Consider the following 21757-nt stretch of genomic DNA (forward strand, 5'->3'; position numbering starts at 1 on the left):
TCGGAAGGCAAGGGGGATAGTTTGTATTTTAATCTGTTGGTTTGGCTTGGGTTTAATTTTTAATCCTGTTATTAATTGTTTTTTCTGTTTTACAGTGAGAAACCGAAGATGAAGAATGCCTTTTCTGTGCTTGGGTTTGCAGAGATGCCGGCAAATACAGGTACAGAGAATGTTTCGGTAATCTTCAGCTCCTTAGTTGCCTTCAGCGAGACATTGGTTACAGCGAAGCCGTTAGCGTCGGCATAGAAGCTTGATGCGAAGGGTACTGCACCTACTGTTGCTGTCCAGTCGCAACCACCAAGAGTAAATGGTGCGCTTACCTCAAAGTATGAGGAATATGCACGGTCACCGTCCTTGTTCACACCGTCGTTACCAGCAAAGTTTGTGTACCACTGTACGGAAGCAGGTCCGAAGTCGTAACCTATGTTGGCTTCAAATACATGGCTCGTCTTGTGCGAGTCGTAGAGGAAGTAGCGTGTTGATGGGCTGTTAAACCAATAGTCCGTAACGCCAAAGTTGAATCCTCCAACGCTGTAGGCGGCTGTGATGTCAAACTCCTTGGTATCGGAAGGCTCGCTGAGTCCGACACTTCCCCAGGCAGTAAGTGAAAATCCCTTGTAGGCTACGCCAAGTGTCGGCTGCAGCGATACGCTTCCCAATTCCTGACCACGCCAGATGTACTGATTTACAACATCTGCGCCAATGGTTGTCTCTACGTTGTCCTGAGCCTTTGCGGCTGTAGTGGAGGCGATTATCGCCAGTGCCACCATACTCAATCTTCTTAACTTTTTCATGTGCTTGTGTTGTTGTTGAAATTGTGATTTATGAGTTGTAGGGGTGTCGATGATGCTGCTTCAAAGTCTTGTTATCCTGTCCATGGCCTCGGCCACATCCTCATGGTTGCCGAAGGCTGTTAGTCGGAAATATCCCTCACCGCTGGGACCAAATCCCACGCCAGGCGTGCATACCACTCCAAGGGAGTAGAGCATTTTCTCGAAGAATTTCCAGCTGGGCTGGTTGTCGGGAGTCTTCACCCAAAGGTATGGCGCGTTCTCTCCACCGTATACCTTGTAGCCGAGTTTGGAGAGTGTACTGCGCATCAGGCGTGCATTCCTCATATAATAGTCAATGGTCTCCCTGATCTGCTGCTTTCCCTCCGGGGTGTATATGGCCTCTGCTGCCCTCTGGCTGATATAGCTTGTACCGTTGAACTTCGTGCTCTGGCGGCGGTCCCAGATATGGTTGAGCTCTACACGCTGGCTACCGTCTATGGTTATGGCTGTCAGTTCTTTCGGGATGACGGTATATCCGCATCGAACACCCGTGAAACCAGCAGTCTTTGAGTAGCTCCTGAACTCTATGGCCACCTTGCGCGCGCCTTTGATTTCGTATATTGAATGCGGTATGTCTGGGTCCTGGATGTATGCCTCATATGCTGCGTCGTAGAATATTATGGCGTCATTGCGGATGGCGTAGTTCACCCACTTTCGCAGCTCTTCCTTGCTGAGCACAGTGCCCGTGGGGTTGTTGGGGTAACACAGATAGATCATGTCCACGCGGTGATCGGGCAGTTGTGGTATAAAATTGTTCTCTGCCGTACATGGGAAATAGGTGACATTGCTCCATTTTCCAGTCTCGTCCATGACTCCTGCCCTGCCAATCATCACGTTTGAGTCTATGTATACAGGATATATGGGGTCTGTGACACCGATGGAGTTGTCCCAGCGTACAATCTCCTGAATGTTGCCGGTGTCGCTCTTCGCGCCGTCGTTGACGAATATCTCGCTTGGGTCGAGGTGAATACCTCTTGGCGCATAGTCGTTCTTGATGATGGCCTCGCGGAGGAAGTCGTATCCCCTCTCCGGACCATAGCCCCTGAAGCTCGCACTTGACGACATCTCGTCGACGGCCTTGTGCATGGCCTCAATTACCGCGGGGCATAGCGGGCGCGTTACGTCGCCTATGCCAAGGCTGATAACCTTCTTGTCGGGTTTTGAAACCTTGAAGGCGTTGACCTTTTTTGCTATGTCAGCAAACAGGTAATTGTTTGAGAGTTTTAGGAAATGTTCGTTTACTAATGCCATAGTTCTTTTTTTTCTTTTATTTGGTTGTATGTTCTGTCTTAGGCAGCTCTATGTCACCTTCAAAGGCGAAGGCGGCTGGCCCTGTCATATATACGTGGTTGTCGTTCTCGTTCCATTCTATCTCGAGCGTTCCTCCGTCCATGACGATGCTGCTACGCCTGCGTGTCCTCCCTGTCACTGCTGCTGCAACAGCCGTGGCGCAGGCACCAGTACCGCAGGCCATTGTTATGCCGCTTCCTCTCTCCCATACTCGGGTACGTATGGTGTCTGGGGCCGTTACCTGTGCAAACTCTATGTTGCATCGTTGCGGAAATGCCGCGGAGTGCTCCAGTATGCTGCCGTATTTGGCAATGTCTATGGTGTCGATGTCATCCACGAAGATAACGTAGTGAGGATTGCCCATAGAGACGAATGTGCCTCGGAAGCTGCGGAAGTCAGCTTTCAGACATTCTCCCACTGTCTCGTCAAACTGCTCTGTGTTTCTCAGGGCAGGCTCAAGCATGTCTACGGTTACTGACTCTACGGCTTTCTTGCCGTTGGTCTCCGTCAGATGCAATCGGAGTATTTTTACTCCTGACAGAGTCTCGAGTCGGATGCAGTCGGAGCTTGTGAGTCCTTTCTCGTATAGGTATTTGCCTATGCATCTGCTGGCGTTTCCGCACATCATGGCCTCGGAGCCGTCGGCATTGAATATCCTCATCGAGAAATCTGCCTTCATGTCGTCAGACGGCTTGCCAATGAGAACCAGTCCGTCACTTCCGATGCCTGTGTGGGGCGCGCTCCAGGCAATGGCTGCCTGCGAGGGGTCGGGTATATTATATAATAAGGTGTAGACGTATATGTAGTCGTTGCCTGCCCCGTGCATCTTTGTGAAGTGGACTGTATGTGTCATTTTGTCTGAATATCTTTATTGAATGTTGCTTTTTGTTATGATTTCGCTGCAAAGTTACATCATTTTGTTCGCACACAAAACATTTTCCCTAATAAAAAGAGAATAAAATTAAGCGTGGTTACGAAATGAAAGAAACGATAGTGGTATTGCTTACAAACAGAAAGATATTTTGGCCAAGTAGCCTGCAAAATGAAAGTTAAACTAAAATACATGTAACAAAAAGCGCATAAACTATTGCTTGAAATTACAAAATGTAGTAATTTTGCAGCCAAAACATAGCAAAGTGATAGATAACTTAGTAATAATAAAACAAAAAGAGAGGTAAACATGAAGAAGATTGAAGCAATCATCCGAAAGACCAAGTTTGAAGATGTCAAGGAGGCCTTGCTTGCGGCCGACATCGAATGGTTCTCTTATTATGATGTAAGAGGTGAGGGTAAGATGCGGCAAGCCAGGATTTACAGGGGTGTCATGTACGACACCAGTACTATTGAGCGTGTATTGCTCAACATCGTTGTACGCGACAAGAATGTAGAGAAGACCGTTTCGGCTGTGCAGAAGGCTGCACAAACAGGAGAGATTGGCGATGGCCGTATCTTTGTAATCCCTGTCGAGGACACAGTCAGGATAAGGACAGGTGAGCGTGGAGACATTGCATTGTATAATGCTGAGCAGGAAAGTTAAGAGACAGAAACACATTGGCCTTATGGCCTAAGAAACAACAACACAAACACAAATTTTCACCATTATGACAATCCAGGATTTAAGTATATCGTTAGACACCGTATGGATGCTGCTTGCAGCAATGTTGGTGTTTTTTATGCAGCCAGGTTTTGCCCTGTGCGAGGCAGGTTTTACACGTAGCAAGAACACGGCAAATATCTTGTTCAAGAACTTCGTCGACTTCATGTTCGGCTCTATTCTGTTCTGGTTGCTTGGCTTCGGTTTTATGTTTGGCAGTGACGGAGCAGGATTTATCGGCGCTCCACACTTTGGCGACATCTCGTTCTTTGAGCATCCGGCTGGCCTTCCCACCGAGGGTTTCCTGATTTTCCAGACTGTTTTCTGTGCAACTTCCGCAACAATCGTATCAGGAGCCATGGCTGAGCGTACCAAGTTCTCAATGTATTGCATTTACTCACTTTTCATCTCTTTGCTCATCTATCCTGTATCTGGACATTGGACATGGGGTGGCGGCTGGCTTTGCAACGGTGAGGAAGGCAGTTTCATGATGGATACCTTCGGCTATGCATTCCACGACTTCGCCGGTTCTGCCATTGTGCACTCTGTTGGTGGTGTACTCGCATTCGTTGGTGCCATTGCCCTTGGCCCGCGCCTTGGCAAATATGGCAAGGACGGCAAGAGCCGCGCCATACCTGGTCACAACCTTCTCACAGCAGCCCTTGGCGTATTCATCCTTTGGTTTGGATGGTTCGGCTTCAACCCGGGCTCACAGCTTGCTGCGTCTGGCGAAGTAAACCGTGTGGCAATTTCCCACGTATTCCTAACCACCAACCTTGCAGCCGCTGCCGGAGGTATCGGTACAATGTTTACGTCATGGATAAAGTATGGCAAGCCTTCGTTCTCGCTGACCCTTAATGGTGTACTTGCCGGACTTGTAGCCATAACGGCAGGGTGCGACCTTGTGTCTCCTCTGGGAGCATCCATTATTGGCCTGCTCGCAGGTATACTATTGGTGTTCTCTATTGAGTTTATCGACTCCAAACTCCATATCGACGACCCTGTAGGTGCCAGCTCCGTACATGGCGTGTGCGGTATCTTCGGTACCCTGATGACAGGTCTGCTCGCTGTAGACGGCGGCACATTCTATGGTGGTGGCTTCGGGTTCTTCGGCGCACAGTGTCTTGGAGTTCTTGCCATCGATGTATGGGCAGCAGTGACAGGTGTGGTATTGTTCTTCGGTATCAAGAAGATTGCCGGTCTGCGTGTCGACAAGCGTATTGAGGAGGAGGGCCTCGACATCTACGAGCATGGAGAGAGCTGCTTCAATTAAATAAAAGCCTCACCCCCGGCCCCTCTCCAAGAGAGAGGGGAGATAGTTACCTCTTAATGGTAAGGGGTCGGGGACTAGGCTTTTCTCTATTAGGGCTGACAGTCAGACTTTTCTCTATTAGGGCAGGGTACAAGGCTTTTGAAAAAATGCAGACATTAATAACCCATAAAATATACAATTGCAAAACATATCATCTCCCCTCTCTCTTGGAGAGGGGTCGGGGGTGAGGCTTTTCTCTATTAGGGCTAACAGTCAGGCTTTTCTCTATTAGGGCAGGGTACAAGGCTTTTGAAAAAAATGCAGACATTAATAACCCATAAAATATACAATTGCAAAACATATCATCTCCCCTCTCTCTTGGAGAGGGGTCGGGGGTGAGGCTTTAAAACTTAACAACCATGTGTGGAATAGTATCTATCTTCAACATCCCATCGCAGACACCAGAGCTGCGTCAGAAGGCATTACGTATGAGTCAGAAAATCCGTCACCGCGGTCCTGATTGGAGTGGTATCTATTGCGGAGGCTCCGCAATACTTGCCCATGAGAGATTGAGCATTGTTGACCCAGAGTCGGGAAAACAGCCTTTGTTTTCTCCCGACATGAAGCAGGTGCTTGCAGTCAACGGAGAAATCTACAACCATAAGGACATACGGGCCAGGTTTGCCGGTGACTATATGTTCCAGACGGGTAGCGACTGCGAGGTGATACTCGCCCTCTACCGTGAGATGATGGACAAGACTCCTGAGCCATCCGATGCAGACCTCACAGCGATGATAGAGCAGCTTAGCGGCATCTTCGCTTTTGCTCTCTACGACGCCGAGCGCGACACCTTTCTTATAGCCCGCGACCCTATAGGCGTAATACCTTTATATATAGGCTACGATGCTGATGGCAAGGTGTATGTGGCAAGCGAGCTGAAAGCCCTTGAGGGGCAATGCGACAGATACGAGCCGTTCTTGCCGGGACATTACTACTGGAGCCGTACTCCGGGACAGAAGAGGTACTACACACGTGACTGGTTTGAATACGACAGCGTAAAAGACAATAAGGCGGAGGTGGCCGATGTCCACGACGCACTTGAGGATGCCGTGAAGAGACAGCTTATGAGCGACGTGCCTTACGGTGTGCTGCTCTCCGGTGGGCTCGACTCATCTGTGATATCGGCCATAGCAGAGAAATTTTCCGAGCATAGAATTGAGGAGGACGGACAGACGAAGGCCTGGTGGCCACGCCTCCACTCCTTTGCCGTGGGACTTAAGGGTGCACCCGACCTGGCAAAGGCGAAGCTCGTTGCTGATCACATCGGTACCGTACACCACGAGATTAACTACACCATTCAGGAGGGGCTTGACGCTATCCGTGATGTCATTTACTTCATTGAGACATACGACGTGACAACCGTTAGGGCCAGCACCCCTATGTACCTGCTTGCCCGTGTCATCAAGAGCATGGGTATCAAGATGGTGCTGTCTGGTGAGGGGGCTGACGAGATTTTCGGAGGCTATCTCTACTTCCACAAGGCTCCAACACCACAAGCGTTCCATGAGGAAACGGTAAGAAAACTGTCCAAGCTGTATATGTACGACTGCCTCCGTGCCAACAAGAGCCTGTCAGCATGGGGTGTTGAGGGACGTGTGCCATTCCTCGACAAGGAGTTCCTTGACGTGGCGATGCGTCTGAATCCAGCTGCCAAGATGTGTCCGGGACAGACCATGGAGAAGAAGATTGTACGCGAGGCCTTCGCCAGTATGTTGCCAGCTGAGGTGGCATGGCGGCAGAAGGAACAGTTCAGCGACGGAGTTGGCTATTCGTGGATAGATACCCTGAAAGAGATTACCGCATCGGCAGTAAGTGATGAGCAGATGGCCCACGCCGCAGAACGGTTCCCAATCAATCCCCCTCGCAACAAGGAGGAGTACTACTACCGCTCTATCTTTGCCGAGCATTTCCCTTCGGACAGTGCCGCACGCAGTGTGCCGAGCGTGCCGAGCGTGGCCTGCTCGACAGCCGAGGCACTGGCCTGGGACAAGGCTTTCCAGAATATGAACGAGCCCAGCGGACGGGCTGTGGCTGGGGTTCATGAAGCCTCACCTCTCACCCCTCTCCAATAGAGAGGGGAAATAACCACCTTTCAAGGATAAGATTCATTGGTGATATATATATTACTCAACATTCGCAGGCAAAGGAAGGCTAGAAAGAAGTTATGATGGGGGAGTTATGATTGGGAGTTATGATAAGCCAAAACCCTTTCAGGGGTGAAACATTTGTCTCCTTTTCTTATTATGTCCGGTATGCTACACTTCCTCGCATGCCACCATTTCTACTCCACGGTAAACGACGTATACCTTGTGTAGGGTGGTGTGGGCAATGTGCTTCTCCACGTTCACCGTGTCGGCATATCTGCACACCTGCTGCCGTGCCTGTGTGACGGCCGCTGCCACCTCGTTGTCAGTGGCGTGCGGCTTGAGGTATTTTAGCTCTATGATGTACGAGTGCTCCATGTCGCGGTATATCTCGTGCAGCGGACAGAGGAAGATGTCTGCATACCCTCCCTGGTTGTCGAGCTCCGAAATGGGGCGGTAGTAGCCGCACTGGCTTGTCAGGGCAAGAGTGTATCCGTGTACGAACGCCTCTCCCTTCTGCCGGTCACGCTGAGAGGCGTAGGTGTATATGCTGTCGGCTATATACTGGAAGAAGGGCTTGAAGTCACTATCGTATGCCATGTTTTCCTCAAGACTGCCAAGGCGGTATCTGTCTGCATCAAGATGGTTGTCTCGATAGTTGTCAAGCAGATAGGTGTATACACCCACTTCTGTTAATAATATGCTTCAAGAATAATATATTATAATGCGTCACTCCATATTTCTGATGAACCTAAAAAAGCACTTGGCTGCAGTTATGTTCACGGGCTGGAGTGGGTGTGGGTAGAGGTGCCTGTCCCCACAAAATTTCTACTGCCCCATTATCGGTCCAATATTGCCAGCATTACTTTCCGTGAGCCTGAATTATCCCATAATCGTGGTAAATTCAGCGTGTTAATGAGATTTTCTTCTAATTATTTATCATGGTTTGCCAATAATTTACTAATTTTGCACCCGATTTGTCACATGCAAGATTTTTTTGTTTTTTTATTAACATATATCAATTAAAATTATCAAGTATGAGAGAAACTTATTACTCTAAGGAGAGTTTGCTTTCACGCACTCTTATGCTTCTGGCATTGCTCCTGACCTTCGGGTGGAGTGGAGCCAAGGCTGAGGGCAGCGGAACGCAAGACGACCCCTACGTAATCAAGGCTGGTGAGACACTCACCATGCCCCAGATGAAGGCTTTCTACGCTAAGTTCGTCGTACCGGAGGATGTCACTACCGATGATGCAGCGTTGGTGCTCGACGGTCTGAAGGACATGTTTTTGAAAGTCTATTCAGATGCTGCCTACTCTACTGACATCACTCAGGACAGCTGGTACAGCGGTAGTAGCCCTTGGACGCTCAAGGTGCCAATTTCTAACGGTACTAAAGCAGGAACAACTTATTATTTCTATGAGTCGTTCCCGATGAACACCACAAACATCGAAGTTACCTATGGTGCAGGTGCAGCCACTGTGGAGAAGCCTCTGACCCGTCTCAGCGTCACACCTGCAGAAGGACAGAACCTTACAGCGTCTTCAAGCCTTGTCTCGCTTCAGTATTCACGCAACGACATCAAGGTGACAAGCTGCGTAATGGAGGTTTACAGCCATGGCACAGATACTCCAGAGCTGAAGGCTACTAAGTCGCTTGCTGCTAATGTACAGGGTGCATTCGTCTCCATCGAGCCTAAGACACAGCTGATTGCGCTCTACAATGAGGGCAAGCTCGATGCGTGCGATACTATTAAGGTGAAGGTCGGTGTGAAGGCTGTAAGCGGTGACAATACCATCTGGCTCAACGGCGTGGAGAATAGCGTAGACGAGATTTCGTATATCGCTACCGAAAAGCCAGTCATGCTCACCAAGACAGTCAACACCCCGGGCAACGGCCTCGACACATTCCTCTCTTGGATGCCTGCCGACTATGCCAACGGCCTTGCACAGTTGCACTTCGACGGTGCTCTCGACACCCAGAACGCTCCTGTAGTGAAACTCATGTATGGTGATATCGAGTCCGACGGTGAATACTACGAGGAGGTATTGCCAGTTAAGTTCTTTGGCGATAACATCCTTGCTGTCGACCTGAGAGGAAAGCTGCGCACACCTGCTACCATGAACATTGCAAGCCTTAAGGTTTATGATACCATTACTCTGAGTGTCAAGGGCGTAAAGGCTGCCGATGGTACTTTCGTATACTCTGACGGAGTCGGATCGTTAGGTTCTTTCAGCTTTGACTATACATATAAGGCTGTTGAGTACGCTACGACAGTAGACTTCACTCCTGCCAGTGGAGCCTCCATCGACAACGTGAAGAGCATTGAGCTTTGGGCAAACGAGACCGGTGACGGCAAGGCTACATTCGCAGGCGTGCAGTTTGCATATACCGATGGTGGCGAGGCTAAGACGGTTGTCGTTCCCATGTCACAGATTACATCTGAGGCCGACCCTGATGAGGCAAACGCTACTATATATACTATACCTGTACCGGAGTTCAGCCGTGATGCCGACACACAAGTGGTGCTCACCCTTACAGGTCTGTCTACACCAGACGGCCTTGACCACTCTGCCGACTTTACTGCAACATACACAACAGCCGGACACACAGCTGCCGTTGCTGCCGTAACAAGCGCGTTGATGGTTTCTGGTGATAACACCATTGACCTCATCACAGCAGAGAGCATAGAGAAGCTCATCGCCGACTCTGATGTGAAGATAGCAACCAGCATGGACGACGCTATCGGCTGCATGCAGTGGCAGGTGGTAAACACTACTACTGGCGAGACCGTAAAGGCCGTATACGACACAACGGAGAAGAACGGTGAGGGCCACTGGACATTCTGGGTGCCAATCGACTACAAGTTCTTCGAGGGCAACCAGTATGGCATAATTCTCAAGGGATGGACCGACGCTACGGCAAAGAACAACGGTGAAGCGCCGATATTCGAGCAGACTATAACAGTTGCCGGCGCTACAAAAGAGTACAAATACAGCTCTGTGACTCTCGTAGAGCCTGCCGAGCTCTTGTACAGCCAGAACGAGGCAAACTTCAGCCTTGAGAGTGCTGAGGACAAGACTATCAGCTTTACATTCAGCGATGCCGTTACTGTAGACCAGGCATTTGTCGCACTTGGTTTTGGTGAAACAGACAACTGTGATGTTGCCATGAGTAATGACAACAAGACAGTTACCCTAACGATACCTGATTATGTTCTCTCTACTTACACCAACTTCACTGTAAGCATGCTCGTGAAGGATGCGGAAGGACTTGTAGTGAAGGGCAACAACGGCGAGGAAGACAACTCATTCATAAGCGTATACGTTGACGCCAAGTTCAACCTGCCTTATGCCAGCGTAGTAGAGCCTGCCAAGGACGCTACGGTAGAGAAGATTTCTTCCATCAAGTTTGGATATAGCAAGGGTATCGGTGAAGGCACGGGCAAGATTGTCATCATGGACAAGCTGCGCAACACCATTGCCACACAGAAGAGCATGACACCCGTTGTCCCTGCCGACCAGGAGGACAACTGGGACTATATTCCAACGGAGATTATCGTGAACTTCGACAAGGAGATTACAGCTCCCGGTACATACGTGGTTTATGTTCCTGAGGGAGTCTTCAACCTCGACCTCTCTGCTCAGGGCTTCGCCGTAAAGAGCAACCACGAGGAAACGTTCTCACTCACTGTTGACGGTGAGGTTATTCCTGAAGCTCCTGCCAACGTTACCGTTACTCCTGCAGCAGGCAATGTGGAAAGCCTGAATGAGATTGTACTCACATTCAACGACTATGAGACATGTGCCTGGACATTTGCAGTTGCTCCTACTATCACCCTGCCAAATGGTGAGACACACAACATCAAGAACTATGAATTTGGTGCAGCAGACAACGAGCTGAAGTGTACCATGCCGCAGACTCTTACCGACGAGGGTACATACGTGCTGACAATACCAGCAGGTGCTGTTACTTATAATGACAACCCGGATAATCTGAACGCTGCATTCAGTGTAACATATATTATCAAGGGCAAGACGGCAGATACTTATGCTACTGCATCACCAGCTCCTGGTGTCGTTGAGAGCCTGAAGGATATCTATGTAACATTCAATGAGTGTGGGGCATGCGCATGGTCATACGAGATTATGCCTACTATCACATTGCCTGATGGAAGCGTGAAGACTCTGACAAGTGAAGAAGCTACCTACGACTGGAATAATCCTGACATACGTGTGGTATGGCTCAAGCTTTCCGAGGCCCTTACTGCTCCTGGCGATTATGTCCTGAACTTCCCTGCAGGAACTATATTACTGGATGAAGATGTGCCATCTAAGGCAGTATCGTTCACCTATACCATAGAGGCAGGAAACACAATCGACGTTACCGTCAACCCAGCTCCGGGTGAGGTAAGCAGCCTTAGCAGCTTCGTTCTCTCGTTCGCTGACGACCCATCGTTAACAAATACCTACTGGAATAATGCTATTGATGAGAGTAATGCTCCTTATGTCATCGATGCCGATGGCAACAAGTACGCTTGCACCTACGACTATGACTGGAATGGTGACGAGGAACTGATGGTGACACTCAGCGAGAACATTACAACCGCAGGCAGCTACAAGCTCGTCATACCTGCTGGTGCCGTTATGCTCAATGGTGTGGCTACCGACTCCGATATCAAGTTCAACTATACCGTAACTGGTGAAGGCGGCAGCTCTGCATGGAATGTCACATCCGACCCGGCAAACGGTTCAAAGGTAACCTCTCTTGAAACTGTTGTCCTGACATTCAACGACTTCGACCCAAGCAACGGTATCGAATACGCATACGATGAGCCTATGGTTCTTACCGACCCCAATGGCGTTGAGCATAAGCTGTCGTGGACTAACGCCGAGTTCCATAACGGTGCGTATAATGCCGTTAGGATAGCATTGCTGGAGGCTAATGACGATGCATGGACACAGATCGACTGCACAACTCCAGGTACATATACTCTTACCATCCCTGCAAACTCTGTATGGGAATACAATAACCAGAGCAATATCATCAACGAGGACCTTGTCTTCACCTGGACAGTTGTAAAGCCATGGGCTGTTGAGGTAACTCCTGAGAACGGTTCTACAGTGAAGGTTCTCGAGGGTGTCACCGTCACCTTCCCAGACTTCAATACCTCAGATGGTGTAGCATACGATGGTGAGACTCCGTTGGTACTCACCGACCCGGATGGTGTTGCACACAAAATCACTCCATACGCTGTAAATCAGTATGAAGGGGCGTATAACGCTATCTCGGTAATACTCTTCGATGAGAACAACGAGGAAATAGATGGTAGCAAGCGTGGTACATACACGCTCACCATACCTGCCGGTTGTATCAATGACTATACCGATGAAACCAATACCAATACAGAATTCACATTCTCTTGGAATGTAGAGGGTATAGACGTGACTGTCAATCCGGCAAATGGTGCTGAGGTAGAGAGCCTGAAGCAGATTTCCGTAACATTCGGCGACTATCAGGTTGTTGACTGGAACTGGGCTGCTGTCAGGGAGACTCCGCTGATCTTCTTCGACAACACGGGAGATCCTGTACAGCTCACCATCGACAATCTCGACATAGACAACAAGAGCACTAACACCCTGCTCATCACGCTGCCTGAGGAGTACACTGCCGTTGGTACTTACAGCCTCACTATCCCATCTGGATATGTGGTTGTGAACACAACTACACAGGAGACCCTCGACATGGACCTCAGCTTCTCTTGGAAGATAAAGGGCGAGCCTCTGACCATCACTCCTACACCGGGTGTTGTTGATGAAATCGGTATGGTATTCATTACCTTCAACGATATCGACCCGAACATAGGTATTGTAATCAACCAGGATGCCTACAACGAGAATCCAGCTGTCTTCACCGACAAGGATGGTAAGGAGACCGTGATTGGTTTCCGCCGTATCAACCAGATGTACCCGACAAACAACACTATCGCCATCACTCTGCCTGTTGACGACAACATCACCGAGGTTGGCACCTATAAGCTCTTCATCCCTGCCAACACCGTTTACGGCTATCTTGACAAGAGCGTGGTATATGCTGAGGACATCAACATAGAGTGGACTATCACTACTGCCAGCGGCATCTACGGCATCTTCGCCGGCAAGAACGAGAAGGTAAATGTCTTCACCATCGACGGCAAGGCTGTTCTGAAGAACGCCGATGCAAGCGACCTCAAGCAGCTCGCTCCTGGTAAGCTTTACATTATCAATGGCAAGAAGTTTGTCGTTAAGTAAACGGAACAGATTTCTGTAATATTCTTATCAAGGGCACTCACTTCGTGTGGGTGCCCTTTTTGTGCGTGTTTTCTTATTCTCAGGAAATAGTTTGGTACATGAGAGTTTTTTGCCTATCTTTGCAAAACGAACCTAAACCGCATTGCAATGAGAGAATTACATCCAGCCAAAATAGACGTAGCCGTGCTGCTGCTCTTCTTCAACCGTCCTTCCACATTCCGCCTTGTCTTCGACGAGGTGCGCAAGGCACGACCCTCCCGGCTGTTCCTTTATCAGGATGGCCCCAGGTCGGACAAAGACCTGCAGGGAATAGCGGAATGCCGTGCCATTGCAGAGCAGATAGACTGGGAGTGTGACGTTCACCGTATGTACCAGGAAAAGAACGTGGGCTGCGACCCGTCTGAATACATATCTCAGAAATGGGCCTTCTCGATAGTCGACAAGTGCATCGTGCTTGAGGATGACGACCAGCCAAGCCAGGCGTTCTTCCCATTCTGCAAGGAGATGCTCGACCGCTATGAGCACGATGACAGGATATCCATGGTGGCCGGCTTCAATGTCGACGAGGTGACACCCGGCGTGCCCTACAGCTATTTCTTTACCTCTGTGTGCTCCATCTGGGGCTGGGCATCGTGGCGGAGGGTTATAGACAAATGGGATGGCAGCTATTCGTTCCTTGACGACGAGTTTGCCTGCCGCCAGCTCGAGAGCCTGATAGAGGCACGTGGCGTGAGGAGCAATTTCATGAAGATTTGCCGTGACCATAAGGCATCAGGAAAAGAATATTACGAGAGCATTTTCTGGGCATACATGCTTATGAACAACGGGCTTGCCGTGATGCCCACCCGTAACCTCATAAGCAATGTCGGCGCCACGGCTGACTCCACTCATTATGGTGCCCTGCAGACAATGCCCCGACGGTTGCGGAGGCTTTTCCAGATGAGGCATTTCGAGATAGAATTCCCTCTTGTCCATCCTACGCATGTCATGGAGTATGCCGAATACAAGGAGCATTTCTATAAAGTGAACTGCTGGGGACATCCATGGATAAAAATAGGCCGCTCCATGGAGGAGCTGGCCTATAACCTTGCTGAAGGCAACTTCAGCGTAATCGTGCGCTCGCTGAGCAAGAGAATTAATAAGTGGATGGGGAAGGAAAAATTCTCCTGAGCCCCATCCCTATGAATTCTGGATGCTCCGGACTTCAGGGCTGTCCGGAGCATCCAGGCTATTCAACAATTACCAGTCCTCCCATGCCCTGGATGGTAACCTTTGCCGTACCGTCCTTGGCAACCTTTATGGTTTTCATTGTTGGCGTGGGCAGCTCCTCGCCCTTCTTCTTCGGAGCGTCTACGTAGCAAGTCACCGTCTTCCCGGCAAACATCGGCAACGAGAGCCTAAGCGTCATGGCCTCCTGGGTTCCGTTGAGTCCTGCCACATACCATTTGTCGCCTGTGCGTCGTGCCAATACGACATGGCGTGTGGGATAGCCGTCTATATACCTGGTCTCGTCCCAAGTGGTGGGAAGGGTTTTGAGGAAGTCTATCTCGAACTGCGGAAGCTCATCTAGGTTGTTTGGGCACATGGCGACACAGTTGACGCTTGTCTGTATGACTATACCTGAAGCAATCTCGAAGATGTCTGATGTGTAGCGTGGATGTCCGCTCTTGTTGTCCTGGTTCATGCGCTTGTTCATGATGATGCCGCCCCAGTCGGCACTGCCAAGGGCATTGCGTGAGAAGGGGTGCATGGTGAGCTCGAAGCCCTCCTGACGGGCATGGTGGTCGGTGAAGCGTACGTTCTCAGATGCCAGCAGGGCCTCGGAGGAGACATAGTTGGGGTACATGCGCTCCCATCCGCGTGGAATGGTGCATCCGTGGAAGATTACCTGCAGCCCGTAGCGGTTGGCGTCGACGAGGATGTCCTCATACAGTTTCATCATCTCCTGCTTGTCGCTGCCAAAGAAGTCCACCTTTATTCCGGCAATGTTGTGGAGCTTCATCCATGCCATCTCCTCATCGCGTGCATACGATGTGTTCATCCTTCCGCGCGGTCCTTGTGGGGCATCGTTCCAGAAGCCGTTGGAGTTGTACCATAGCAGCAGGCGTACGCCCTTCGACTGTGCGTACCTCGACAGCTCCTCTATGCGGCTGCGGCCTATCTGCTTGTCCCACAGTCCGTCAACAAGACAATACTCATAGCCCATGGTTGCCGCAAGGTCGATGAACTTCACCTGGTCGTCGTAGTTCACCGAGCCGTCCTGCCACATCAGCCAGCTCCAAGTGTAGCGTCCGGGCTTATACTCCTGAGACGGCTTGTAAAGCGGCTCGACAAGGTCGTAGGGTATTGTTGTCTCTACGATGGGCTTGAGTGTGTTGCCTACGGTGATGGTTCTCCACGGCGTGCTTCCCGGTACGGTGATGCCCACAAACTCGCTGCCAAGTCCGTTCATTTCTGTCTTGTTCGGGAAAGCGATGGTATATCCCTTGCCTTTCTCGTAGTCGGAGAGGTGGCATCCCGCATAGTTGCTGCCATTGCCGGTCTCGCCAACGAGCACCCATCCGTCATCGCCGATATGGAAAAGACAGGGCAGGGTATATCCCTCGCCAAACTTCGACTTCACGTCCATTGGGGTATCGGCGGTGTATTCCTCCTCGTATGATGGCTTTGTACGCTCCCATCCCACCATGGTCTCGCTTTGCGGGCAGATGAAAGTGGTGGTGTGGTCGGGGAAGTTGAATGCGCTGGCCTCACCGTAGATGACGGCACATTTTGGGTTGTCACCATTGCCGCGGTGCAGAGTATACCTGTATGCGACATCGTTGTCGGAAACCATGAACGTCACGGTCATGTCCATCTTCTTCCCGTTAGTGAACACTATGTCGGTCTTGTTCGCAACGTAGTGGGACGAGGATGTCTTTGTCCTCGTCATGGTGTACGAGCGGTCCACCTTGCTCTCGTCTGCCGACTTGATGGTCAGTCCCTGTGTGTAGTCACCGATATTGGTGCGCAGGCCAAGGGCTGACGGGGTAAGCATGGGTTTCTCGTCGTAGGTTACGGAGTATGCAGCCTTGCCGCCATTGTCGGTTATCACTACGGCAAGCCTGCCGTCGGGGGATGTCACCTTGACATCCTTTGCCATAACGGTGGCTGCCGCCATAGCTGATAGGGATAATAGAATAGCTTTCTTCATGTTTTTTGTATTATAGGTTTTTCTTATTGGTTTTGTAGGGTATTATAACACTTGGAATTTCATTCCGATGGACAGTCCGAAGACATCCCAGAACTTGGCCTCTCCGTTGCGGTAGAATTTCATGAAGTATATGTCGCAAGTGCTCAGCTCGTAGAATGCCGTTATGCTCTTCACGGCCTTGCGTCTGCTGTTTGGGATAATCTTCGTCACGCGCTGTCCAACGAATATGTTCGGCCTGAACTTGGTTGAGAAAGGATAGTACCCGCCAGAGTATTTTGTTGGCTGCTTCGCCCAGAACTCGTGACCGTAGACGGTGTTGAAGTATAGTCCGCACTCCAATGGCTCCAAGGCCCATCCGCGCCGAAGGTATATCGACCATGGGATGTAGTTCTGCTTTAGCGTCATGGTGACCTTTGCGCGATGGGAGTCGTATTTGGGTATGTAACCGATGAGCAGGTGGGTCTCCCACTGCCGGCGTTTGCCGTAGTCCCATCCCACGCCTATCGATACCAGTCCCATGTTGCCGGCAAACTGCATGATGTGCTGCGTGGGTATGAGACTTGCCCAGTGTTGGCGCATGTAGTGTACCCTCTTGTCGTACTTGCTTGTTCTTGTGGCAGAGTCAAGAGGATGATTGATGTCGGCAAGAGAGTCTGCGCCAATGTACAACTGTGAGTCGCTGACACGTGTGCTGTCGGTATTGTTGTCTGCCAATGCATTGACAGGAGCCAATATGGCCATGATGGCAAGGCTAAAGACGAACCACTTCATTGCTGTAACCTTTAGGAGTGATGACAAATATGCGGTATTCACGCTTTGATGCCGACGCTACCTCGTAATAGATGACTCCGTTGCCGAAGAAGTCGTGCTCCTCGGTATGGTGACCGTGGCCATACATGCAGAACAGCAGGCCCGGGAACTGCGTGATGTAGTAGTTGAAAGGCTTCACGACATTGTTGTTGAACTGCTCGCTAAAGGGTGCGGCGTGCATGCAGACAATGGTGCGGTCGAAGACGGTGGTGTCGGCAATGGCCTCCCGCTCCATGAAGTCGAAGTCGGGAATAGGCTCGGAATAGTCGTATTCAATGGCATTGGTGTTCAGGCATACTATCTTTATCCTTCCGGCGACAAAGCTGAAATCGTTGTTGCCGTACATCTTTGCGTATGCCTCATTGCCTGTGCCCAGGCAGTCGTGGTTGCCCTGCATGACGACATACGGCTTGTTGAGCCTCTCCATCTTCTTGCGTGTCCAGAGATATTCCTGCGTGGAGCCAAAGTCGGTGATGTCGCCGAGATGCACCACGAAATCGATGCTGTCCCTGCGGTTGATGTCGTCAATAATCGCCCCAAGGTCGTTGTACCACTGATGGGAGTCGCTTATGAAGGCTATGCGCACGGTGTCACGTCCTGCGCACGTCTTCTCTATAGTGGCGATGTTGTTTTGGTTGATATTTGTCGCACCAGTTATACGGGTGTCGTAAGGGTGTATGTCAAATACGGTGTCGCACGACGGCAACAGCAGCACTGTCATTAGCAGTATTACTGCAAGCTTTATAATAGGTTTAGTTAGACGGGTTATGTTCATTTGGCTTCTTCGGTCATTATGTCTTGGACAGTGATGTCCAAACATCTGGGTACAAAGATACGGCTTTTTGTCTTTAAAACCATGACAAGACAAGTATTTTTCATTTTTTAAGTAGGGTATCCAGTTTGTTGTACCCAAAATGGAACTGTTCCTGATTTACTCTGACTACATGCTTGCAGAAAATACATTGACCAGCACGCGCTTACAGCGCGACTAAATGAAGGCTTTTACCAGGCAAAGCTTTGCGTTAGCGGTTGCAAAGCTTTGCATTGGCGATTGCAAAGCTTTGCGTGGGCAGTTGCAAAGCTTTGCGTTGGCGGTTGCAAAGCTTTGCGCCAGAGGTGGGCTAAACTGGCACTGAAATCGTCAGTACTATTCTGGATAATAGAAAAGGGAGGACAGACTCAACATACGGGGCATTGTAGCCCTCGGAAAATCTGCAGAACCGGCAAATGGCCCGTAATGAGTTTATGCAAGAACAAAAAACAGGGTAAGCCATGCCCTACGGTGTGGTTTACCCTGGTTGATGATAGGTGTTGTCAGACAGTGAAGATTATTTCACTTCCCAGATATCGTTGGTCTCAAGTAGCTCCTCAAAGTTGTGGTATTTCTTCTGCTTGCTCACCTCTGCAATCTGCTCGTTCACGGCCTCGTCGTATGTTGGAGCCTCTACGTCGCGTATCACTCCGAGTGCCACGGGGAAGCCGTGCTCGTTGTCCATCATGGCGAGCTTCAGCTGCAGGGTGTTGTCCTCGCAGTGGGCATCGTGAACGAGGATGTCGTCGACGGTGATGCCGTTCTCGCCAATCTTCACCACTTTCAGTCCGAAGCCCTCCTGCATGAGTCCGTACTCGTTGTTCTCGCCGAAGATGAGCGGCTGGCCATGACGAACGTAGATGGCGTTGCGTGCCCTTCCCTCCTTTTTATATATGGAGTCGTAGGCACCGTTGTTGAAGATTACGCAGTTCTGAAGTATCTCGCACACGGAGGCTCCGTGGTGCTCGTGGGCAGCCTTTAGTATGGCTATGGTCTCGGGGCCGTCAGTGGCTACGGAGCGTGCGAAGAAGCGGCCGCGGGCACCGAAGCACAGCTCGGCAGGGCGGAATGGGTCCTCGACAGTGCCGTATGGGCTGGACTTCGACACGAAGCCTCGCGGAGAGGTTGGACTGTATTGTCCTTTGGTTAGTCCGTATATGCGGTTGTTGAGCAGTATCATGTTGAGGTTAATGTTTCGCCTCATGGCATGTATGAAGTGGTTGCCGCCAATGGCAAGGCCGTCACCATCACCGCTGATTTGCCAGACGGTAAGGTTTGGGTTCACGACTTTCGCACCTGTGGCGATGGCCGCCGCGCGCCCGTGTATGGTCTGCATGGCATAGGTGTTGACATAGTATGGCAGTCGGCTTGAGCATCCGATACCCGATATCACTGCCGTCTGATAGGGCGGTACGCCAATCTCGGCCATGGCCTTCTGCAGGCTTGCCAGGAAGAAGTGGTCGCCACATCCCGGGCACCATCTTGGCTGCCCTTTCTTGAAATCGTTGGCTGTATAGTTCATGATGTATTGTGTCAATGGTTATTGTGTCGCCGTTGCGGCCGTTAGATATTAATGTTTGGGGCGTTCAGTACTTTGGTGTCGAAGGTTTGGGCACCGCTGGGCACCGCCTTTGTCTCAAGCAGACGCTCAAATTCCTCTACAAGGTCGTTGACCACGAAAGGCTGTCCTTTCACCTGGTTGTACTGGTATGGTGCGAAGCCGTTTACGCGTATGCGCAGCAGAGCGGCCAGCTGTCCGAGGTTCTGCTCGGCAACGACAACCTTCGGGTATCGCATGAGCACCTCTGCTATGTTGGCTGGCAACGGGTTGACGAACTTCACCTGTGCCATTGCTACCTTGTGGCCACGTGAGCGCAGAACGTTTGTGGCAGAGAGCAGATGGCCGTAGGTGCTGCCGAAGCCCACGATGAGCAGTTCGGCATCATCGGCGTCGCCTTCCACCACCATGTCGGGTACGGGTATGCGTGCCACCTTCTGGTATCTGATGTGCGACATTTTGTTGTGGTTCTCCGGTTCTGTAGATATGGCTCCAGTCTTGCCGTCCTTCTCCAGTCCGCCAAGGATGTGGGTATATCCCTCCTGCCCGGGTATTGCCCAATAGCGTACCTGGCTCTCCGGGTCGCGAACGTATGGTGTGTACTTGTATTTCTGCTCTTCAGTGACATAGTGCGGCCTTATGTCTGGCAACTCGTCCATCTTTGGCAGCTTCCATGCTGCCGAGCCGTTGGCAATGAATGCATCTGTAAGCAGGATGACAGGTGTCATATGCTCGAGGGCCATCTTTGCCGCACGGTAGGCTGCATCGAAGCAGTCGGTAGGACTGGTGGCGGCGATGATGGGCATAGGGCTTTCGCCGTTGCGGCCATACAGAGCCTGCAGCAGGTCTGTCTGCTCGCTCTTGGTGGGAAGGCCCGTTGAGGGGCCGCCCCGCTGCACATCGATAATCACCAATGGTAGCTCATCGATGACGGCAAGGTTTATTGCCTCACTCTTCAGGCAGATACCGGGACCTGACGTTGATGTGGCGGCAAGTGCTCCTGCAAATGCCGCACCCACGGCACTGGCGCAGCCCGATATCTCGTCCTCGCACTGTACGGTGATGACACCGCACGACTTGTGTTTCGACAGCTCGTGTAGTATGTCTGTTGCTGGAGTGATGGGGTATGAGCCAAGGAACAGCTTCAGCCCTGCCTTCTCGGCAGCGGCGATGAGTCCATAGGCGGTAGCCTTGTTGCCCGTGATGTCCATATATCTTCCTGGCACCTTGGTCTTCGACTCTATCCTGTATGTTGCTGGAACGGAGGCATGGACATTGTGTCCGTAGTCGTAGCCTGCGTTCACAACCTTGATGTTCAGCTCGGCCACTTGCGGCTTGCGTGCGAATTTCTCACGCAGGAAGTTCTCGACAAGCGATACCTCGCGGTTGAAGAGCCAGCATACCAGTCCAAGCGCAAACATGTTGCGGCATTTAAGGGCTGTCTTGCTGTCTGTGCTGTCAGCGGCAATGGCCTTCACCATCTGTGTGATGGGGCATGCCACAACCCTGTCTGGGTCTATGCCAAGCTCGGCAAGATAGTCGTCGGTCTTGAAATCGGCCTTCTTCAGGTCCATGGCTCCGAAGCTGTCAGTGTCGATGATGATGGTGGCCTGGGGCTTGGCGTACTTGTACTGCGTCTTCAGTGCGGCGGCGTTCATTGCCACAAGTACGTCACATTGGTCGCCAGGAGTATAGACGGGACCACTACCTATGTGTACCTGGAAACCGCTCACACCAGTGAGAGAACCTTGCGGGGCACGGATGTCAGCAGGATAGTCGGGGAATGTCGAAATGCCATTGCCCACGGTTGCCGAAATAGTTGAGAAGATGTTTCCAGCCAGCTGCATGCCATCGCCGGAGTCGCCGGAGAAGCGGACTACCACTTCACTCAGTTCCTTAATTTCAATTTCTTCAGTCATGGTTAGTATAAAAATCTAATTTTTATGTTAACTTGCGGCAAAGTTAACGTTTGCTCGGCAATT

At 50.8% G+C, this 21757-nt stretch carries 14 protein-coding genes; 5 read left to right on the forward strand and 9 right to left on the reverse strand.

The annotated features are described in order from the left end of the window. Positions 1-89: 89 nt before the first annotated feature. From CIL02_RS07245 to dapF, 3 genes are read right to left on the reverse strand one after another with little or no spacing between them, the layout of a single operon-like run. Positions 90-794, reverse strand: a complete 705-nt coding sequence (locus CIL02_RS07245; RefSeq protein WP_094400394.1) for a hypothetical protein — start codon at positions 792-794, stop codon at positions 90-92. A gap of 60 nt (positions 795-854) precedes the next feature. Continuing rightward, complete coding sequence (locus CIL02_RS07250) at positions 855-2084, reverse strand: LL-diaminopimelate aminotransferase (protein WP_094400396.1); 1230 nt, start codon at positions 2082-2084, stop codon at positions 855-857. Positions 2085-2100: 16 nt separating this feature from the next. Then, positions 2101-2976 carry a diaminopimelate epimerase gene (gene dapF, locus CIL02_RS07255; protein ID WP_094400398.1) on the reverse strand — a complete coding sequence of 292 codons (876 nt, stop codon included), beginning with the start codon at positions 2974-2976 and terminating at the stop codon, positions 2101-2103. A gap of 327 nt (positions 2977-3303) precedes the next feature. Between dapF and CIL02_RS07260 the strand changes: the two genes are divergently transcribed. From CIL02_RS07260 to asnB, 3 genes are all read left to right on the forward strand, one after another. Next, positions 3304-3660, forward strand: a complete 357-nt coding sequence (locus tag CIL02_RS07260) for a P-II family nitrogen regulator (protein ID WP_094400400.1) — start codon at positions 3304-3306, stop codon at positions 3658-3660. Between the two features lie 64 nt (positions 3661-3724). After that, positions 3725-4990: an ammonium transporter gene (locus tag CIL02_RS07265; RefSeq protein WP_094400402.1), complete on the forward strand. Its 1266-nt coding sequence runs from the start codon at positions 3725-3727 to the stop codon at positions 4988-4990. Between the two features lie 398 nt (positions 4991-5388). Continuing rightward, entirely contained in the window at positions 5389-7101 is a 1713-nt protein-coding gene (asnB, locus tag CIL02_RS07270; RefSeq protein ID WP_094400404.1) for an asparagine synthase B, read from the forward strand. Positions 7102-7284: 183 nt separating this feature from the next. On the opposite strand, the gene CIL02_RS07275 is transcribed toward asnB, so the two are convergent. Then, positions 7285-7800 (reverse strand): PD-(D/E)XK nuclease domain-containing protein, encoded by a 516-nt coding sequence (locus CIL02_RS07275; protein ID WP_240513570.1) that lies wholly within the window; start codon positions 7798-7800, stop codon positions 7285-7287. Between the two features lie 350 nt (positions 7801-8150). Here CIL02_RS07275 and CIL02_RS07280 point away from each other — a divergent pair, with 350 nt between their 5' ends. Next, complete coding sequence (locus CIL02_RS07280) at positions 8151-13403, forward strand: hypothetical protein (protein ID WP_141210155.1); 5253 nt, start codon at positions 8151-8153, stop codon at positions 13401-13403. A gap of 147 nt (positions 13404-13550) precedes the next feature. Continuing rightward, entirely contained in the window at positions 13551-14573 is a 1023-nt protein-coding gene (locus tag CIL02_RS07285) for a hemolysin activation protein (RefSeq protein ID WP_094400408.1), read from the forward strand. A gap of 58 nt (positions 14574-14631) precedes the next feature. On the opposite strand, the gene CIL02_RS07290 is transcribed toward CIL02_RS07285, so the two are convergent. From CIL02_RS07290 to CIL02_RS07310, 5 genes are all read right to left on the reverse strand, one after another. Further along, positions 14632-16596 (reverse strand): glycoside hydrolase family 97 protein, encoded by a 1965-nt coding sequence (locus tag CIL02_RS07290; protein ID WP_094400410.1) that lies wholly within the window; start codon positions 16594-16596, stop codon positions 14632-14634. 42 nt (positions 16597-16638) lie between these two features. Continuing rightward, on the reverse strand, positions 16639-17367 hold the full coding sequence (locus tag CIL02_RS07295) for a hypothetical protein (RefSeq protein WP_094400412.1): 729 nt from the start codon (positions 17365-17367) through the stop codon (positions 16639-16641). After that, positions 17348-18181 carry a metallophosphoesterase gene (locus CIL02_RS07300; RefSeq protein WP_094400414.1) on the reverse strand — a complete coding sequence of 278 codons (834 nt, stop codon included), beginning with the start codon at positions 18179-18181 and terminating at the stop codon, positions 17348-17350. The genes CIL02_RS07295 and CIL02_RS07300 overlap by 20 nt, the downstream gene beginning before the upstream one ends. A 553-nt stretch (positions 18182-18734) precedes the next feature. After that, the gene (locus CIL02_RS07305; protein ID WP_094400416.1) at positions 18735-19739 is read right to left on the reverse strand and encodes a 2-oxoacid:ferredoxin oxidoreductase subunit beta; all 1005 of its coding nucleotides are present in this window, start codon (positions 19737-19739) and stop codon (positions 18735-18737) included. 41 nt (positions 19740-19780) lie between these two features. After that, complete coding sequence (locus tag CIL02_RS07310) at positions 19781-21694, reverse strand: 2-oxoacid:acceptor oxidoreductase subunit alpha (RefSeq protein ID WP_094400418.1); 1914 nt, start codon at positions 21692-21694, stop codon at positions 19781-19783. Positions 21695-21757 lie beyond the last annotated feature (63 nt).

Origin of the sequence: Prevotella sp. P3-122 (assembly GCF_002251365.1) — a bacterium.
GTDB lineage: Bacteria > Bacteroidota > Bacteroidia > Bacteroidales > Bacteroidaceae > Prevotella.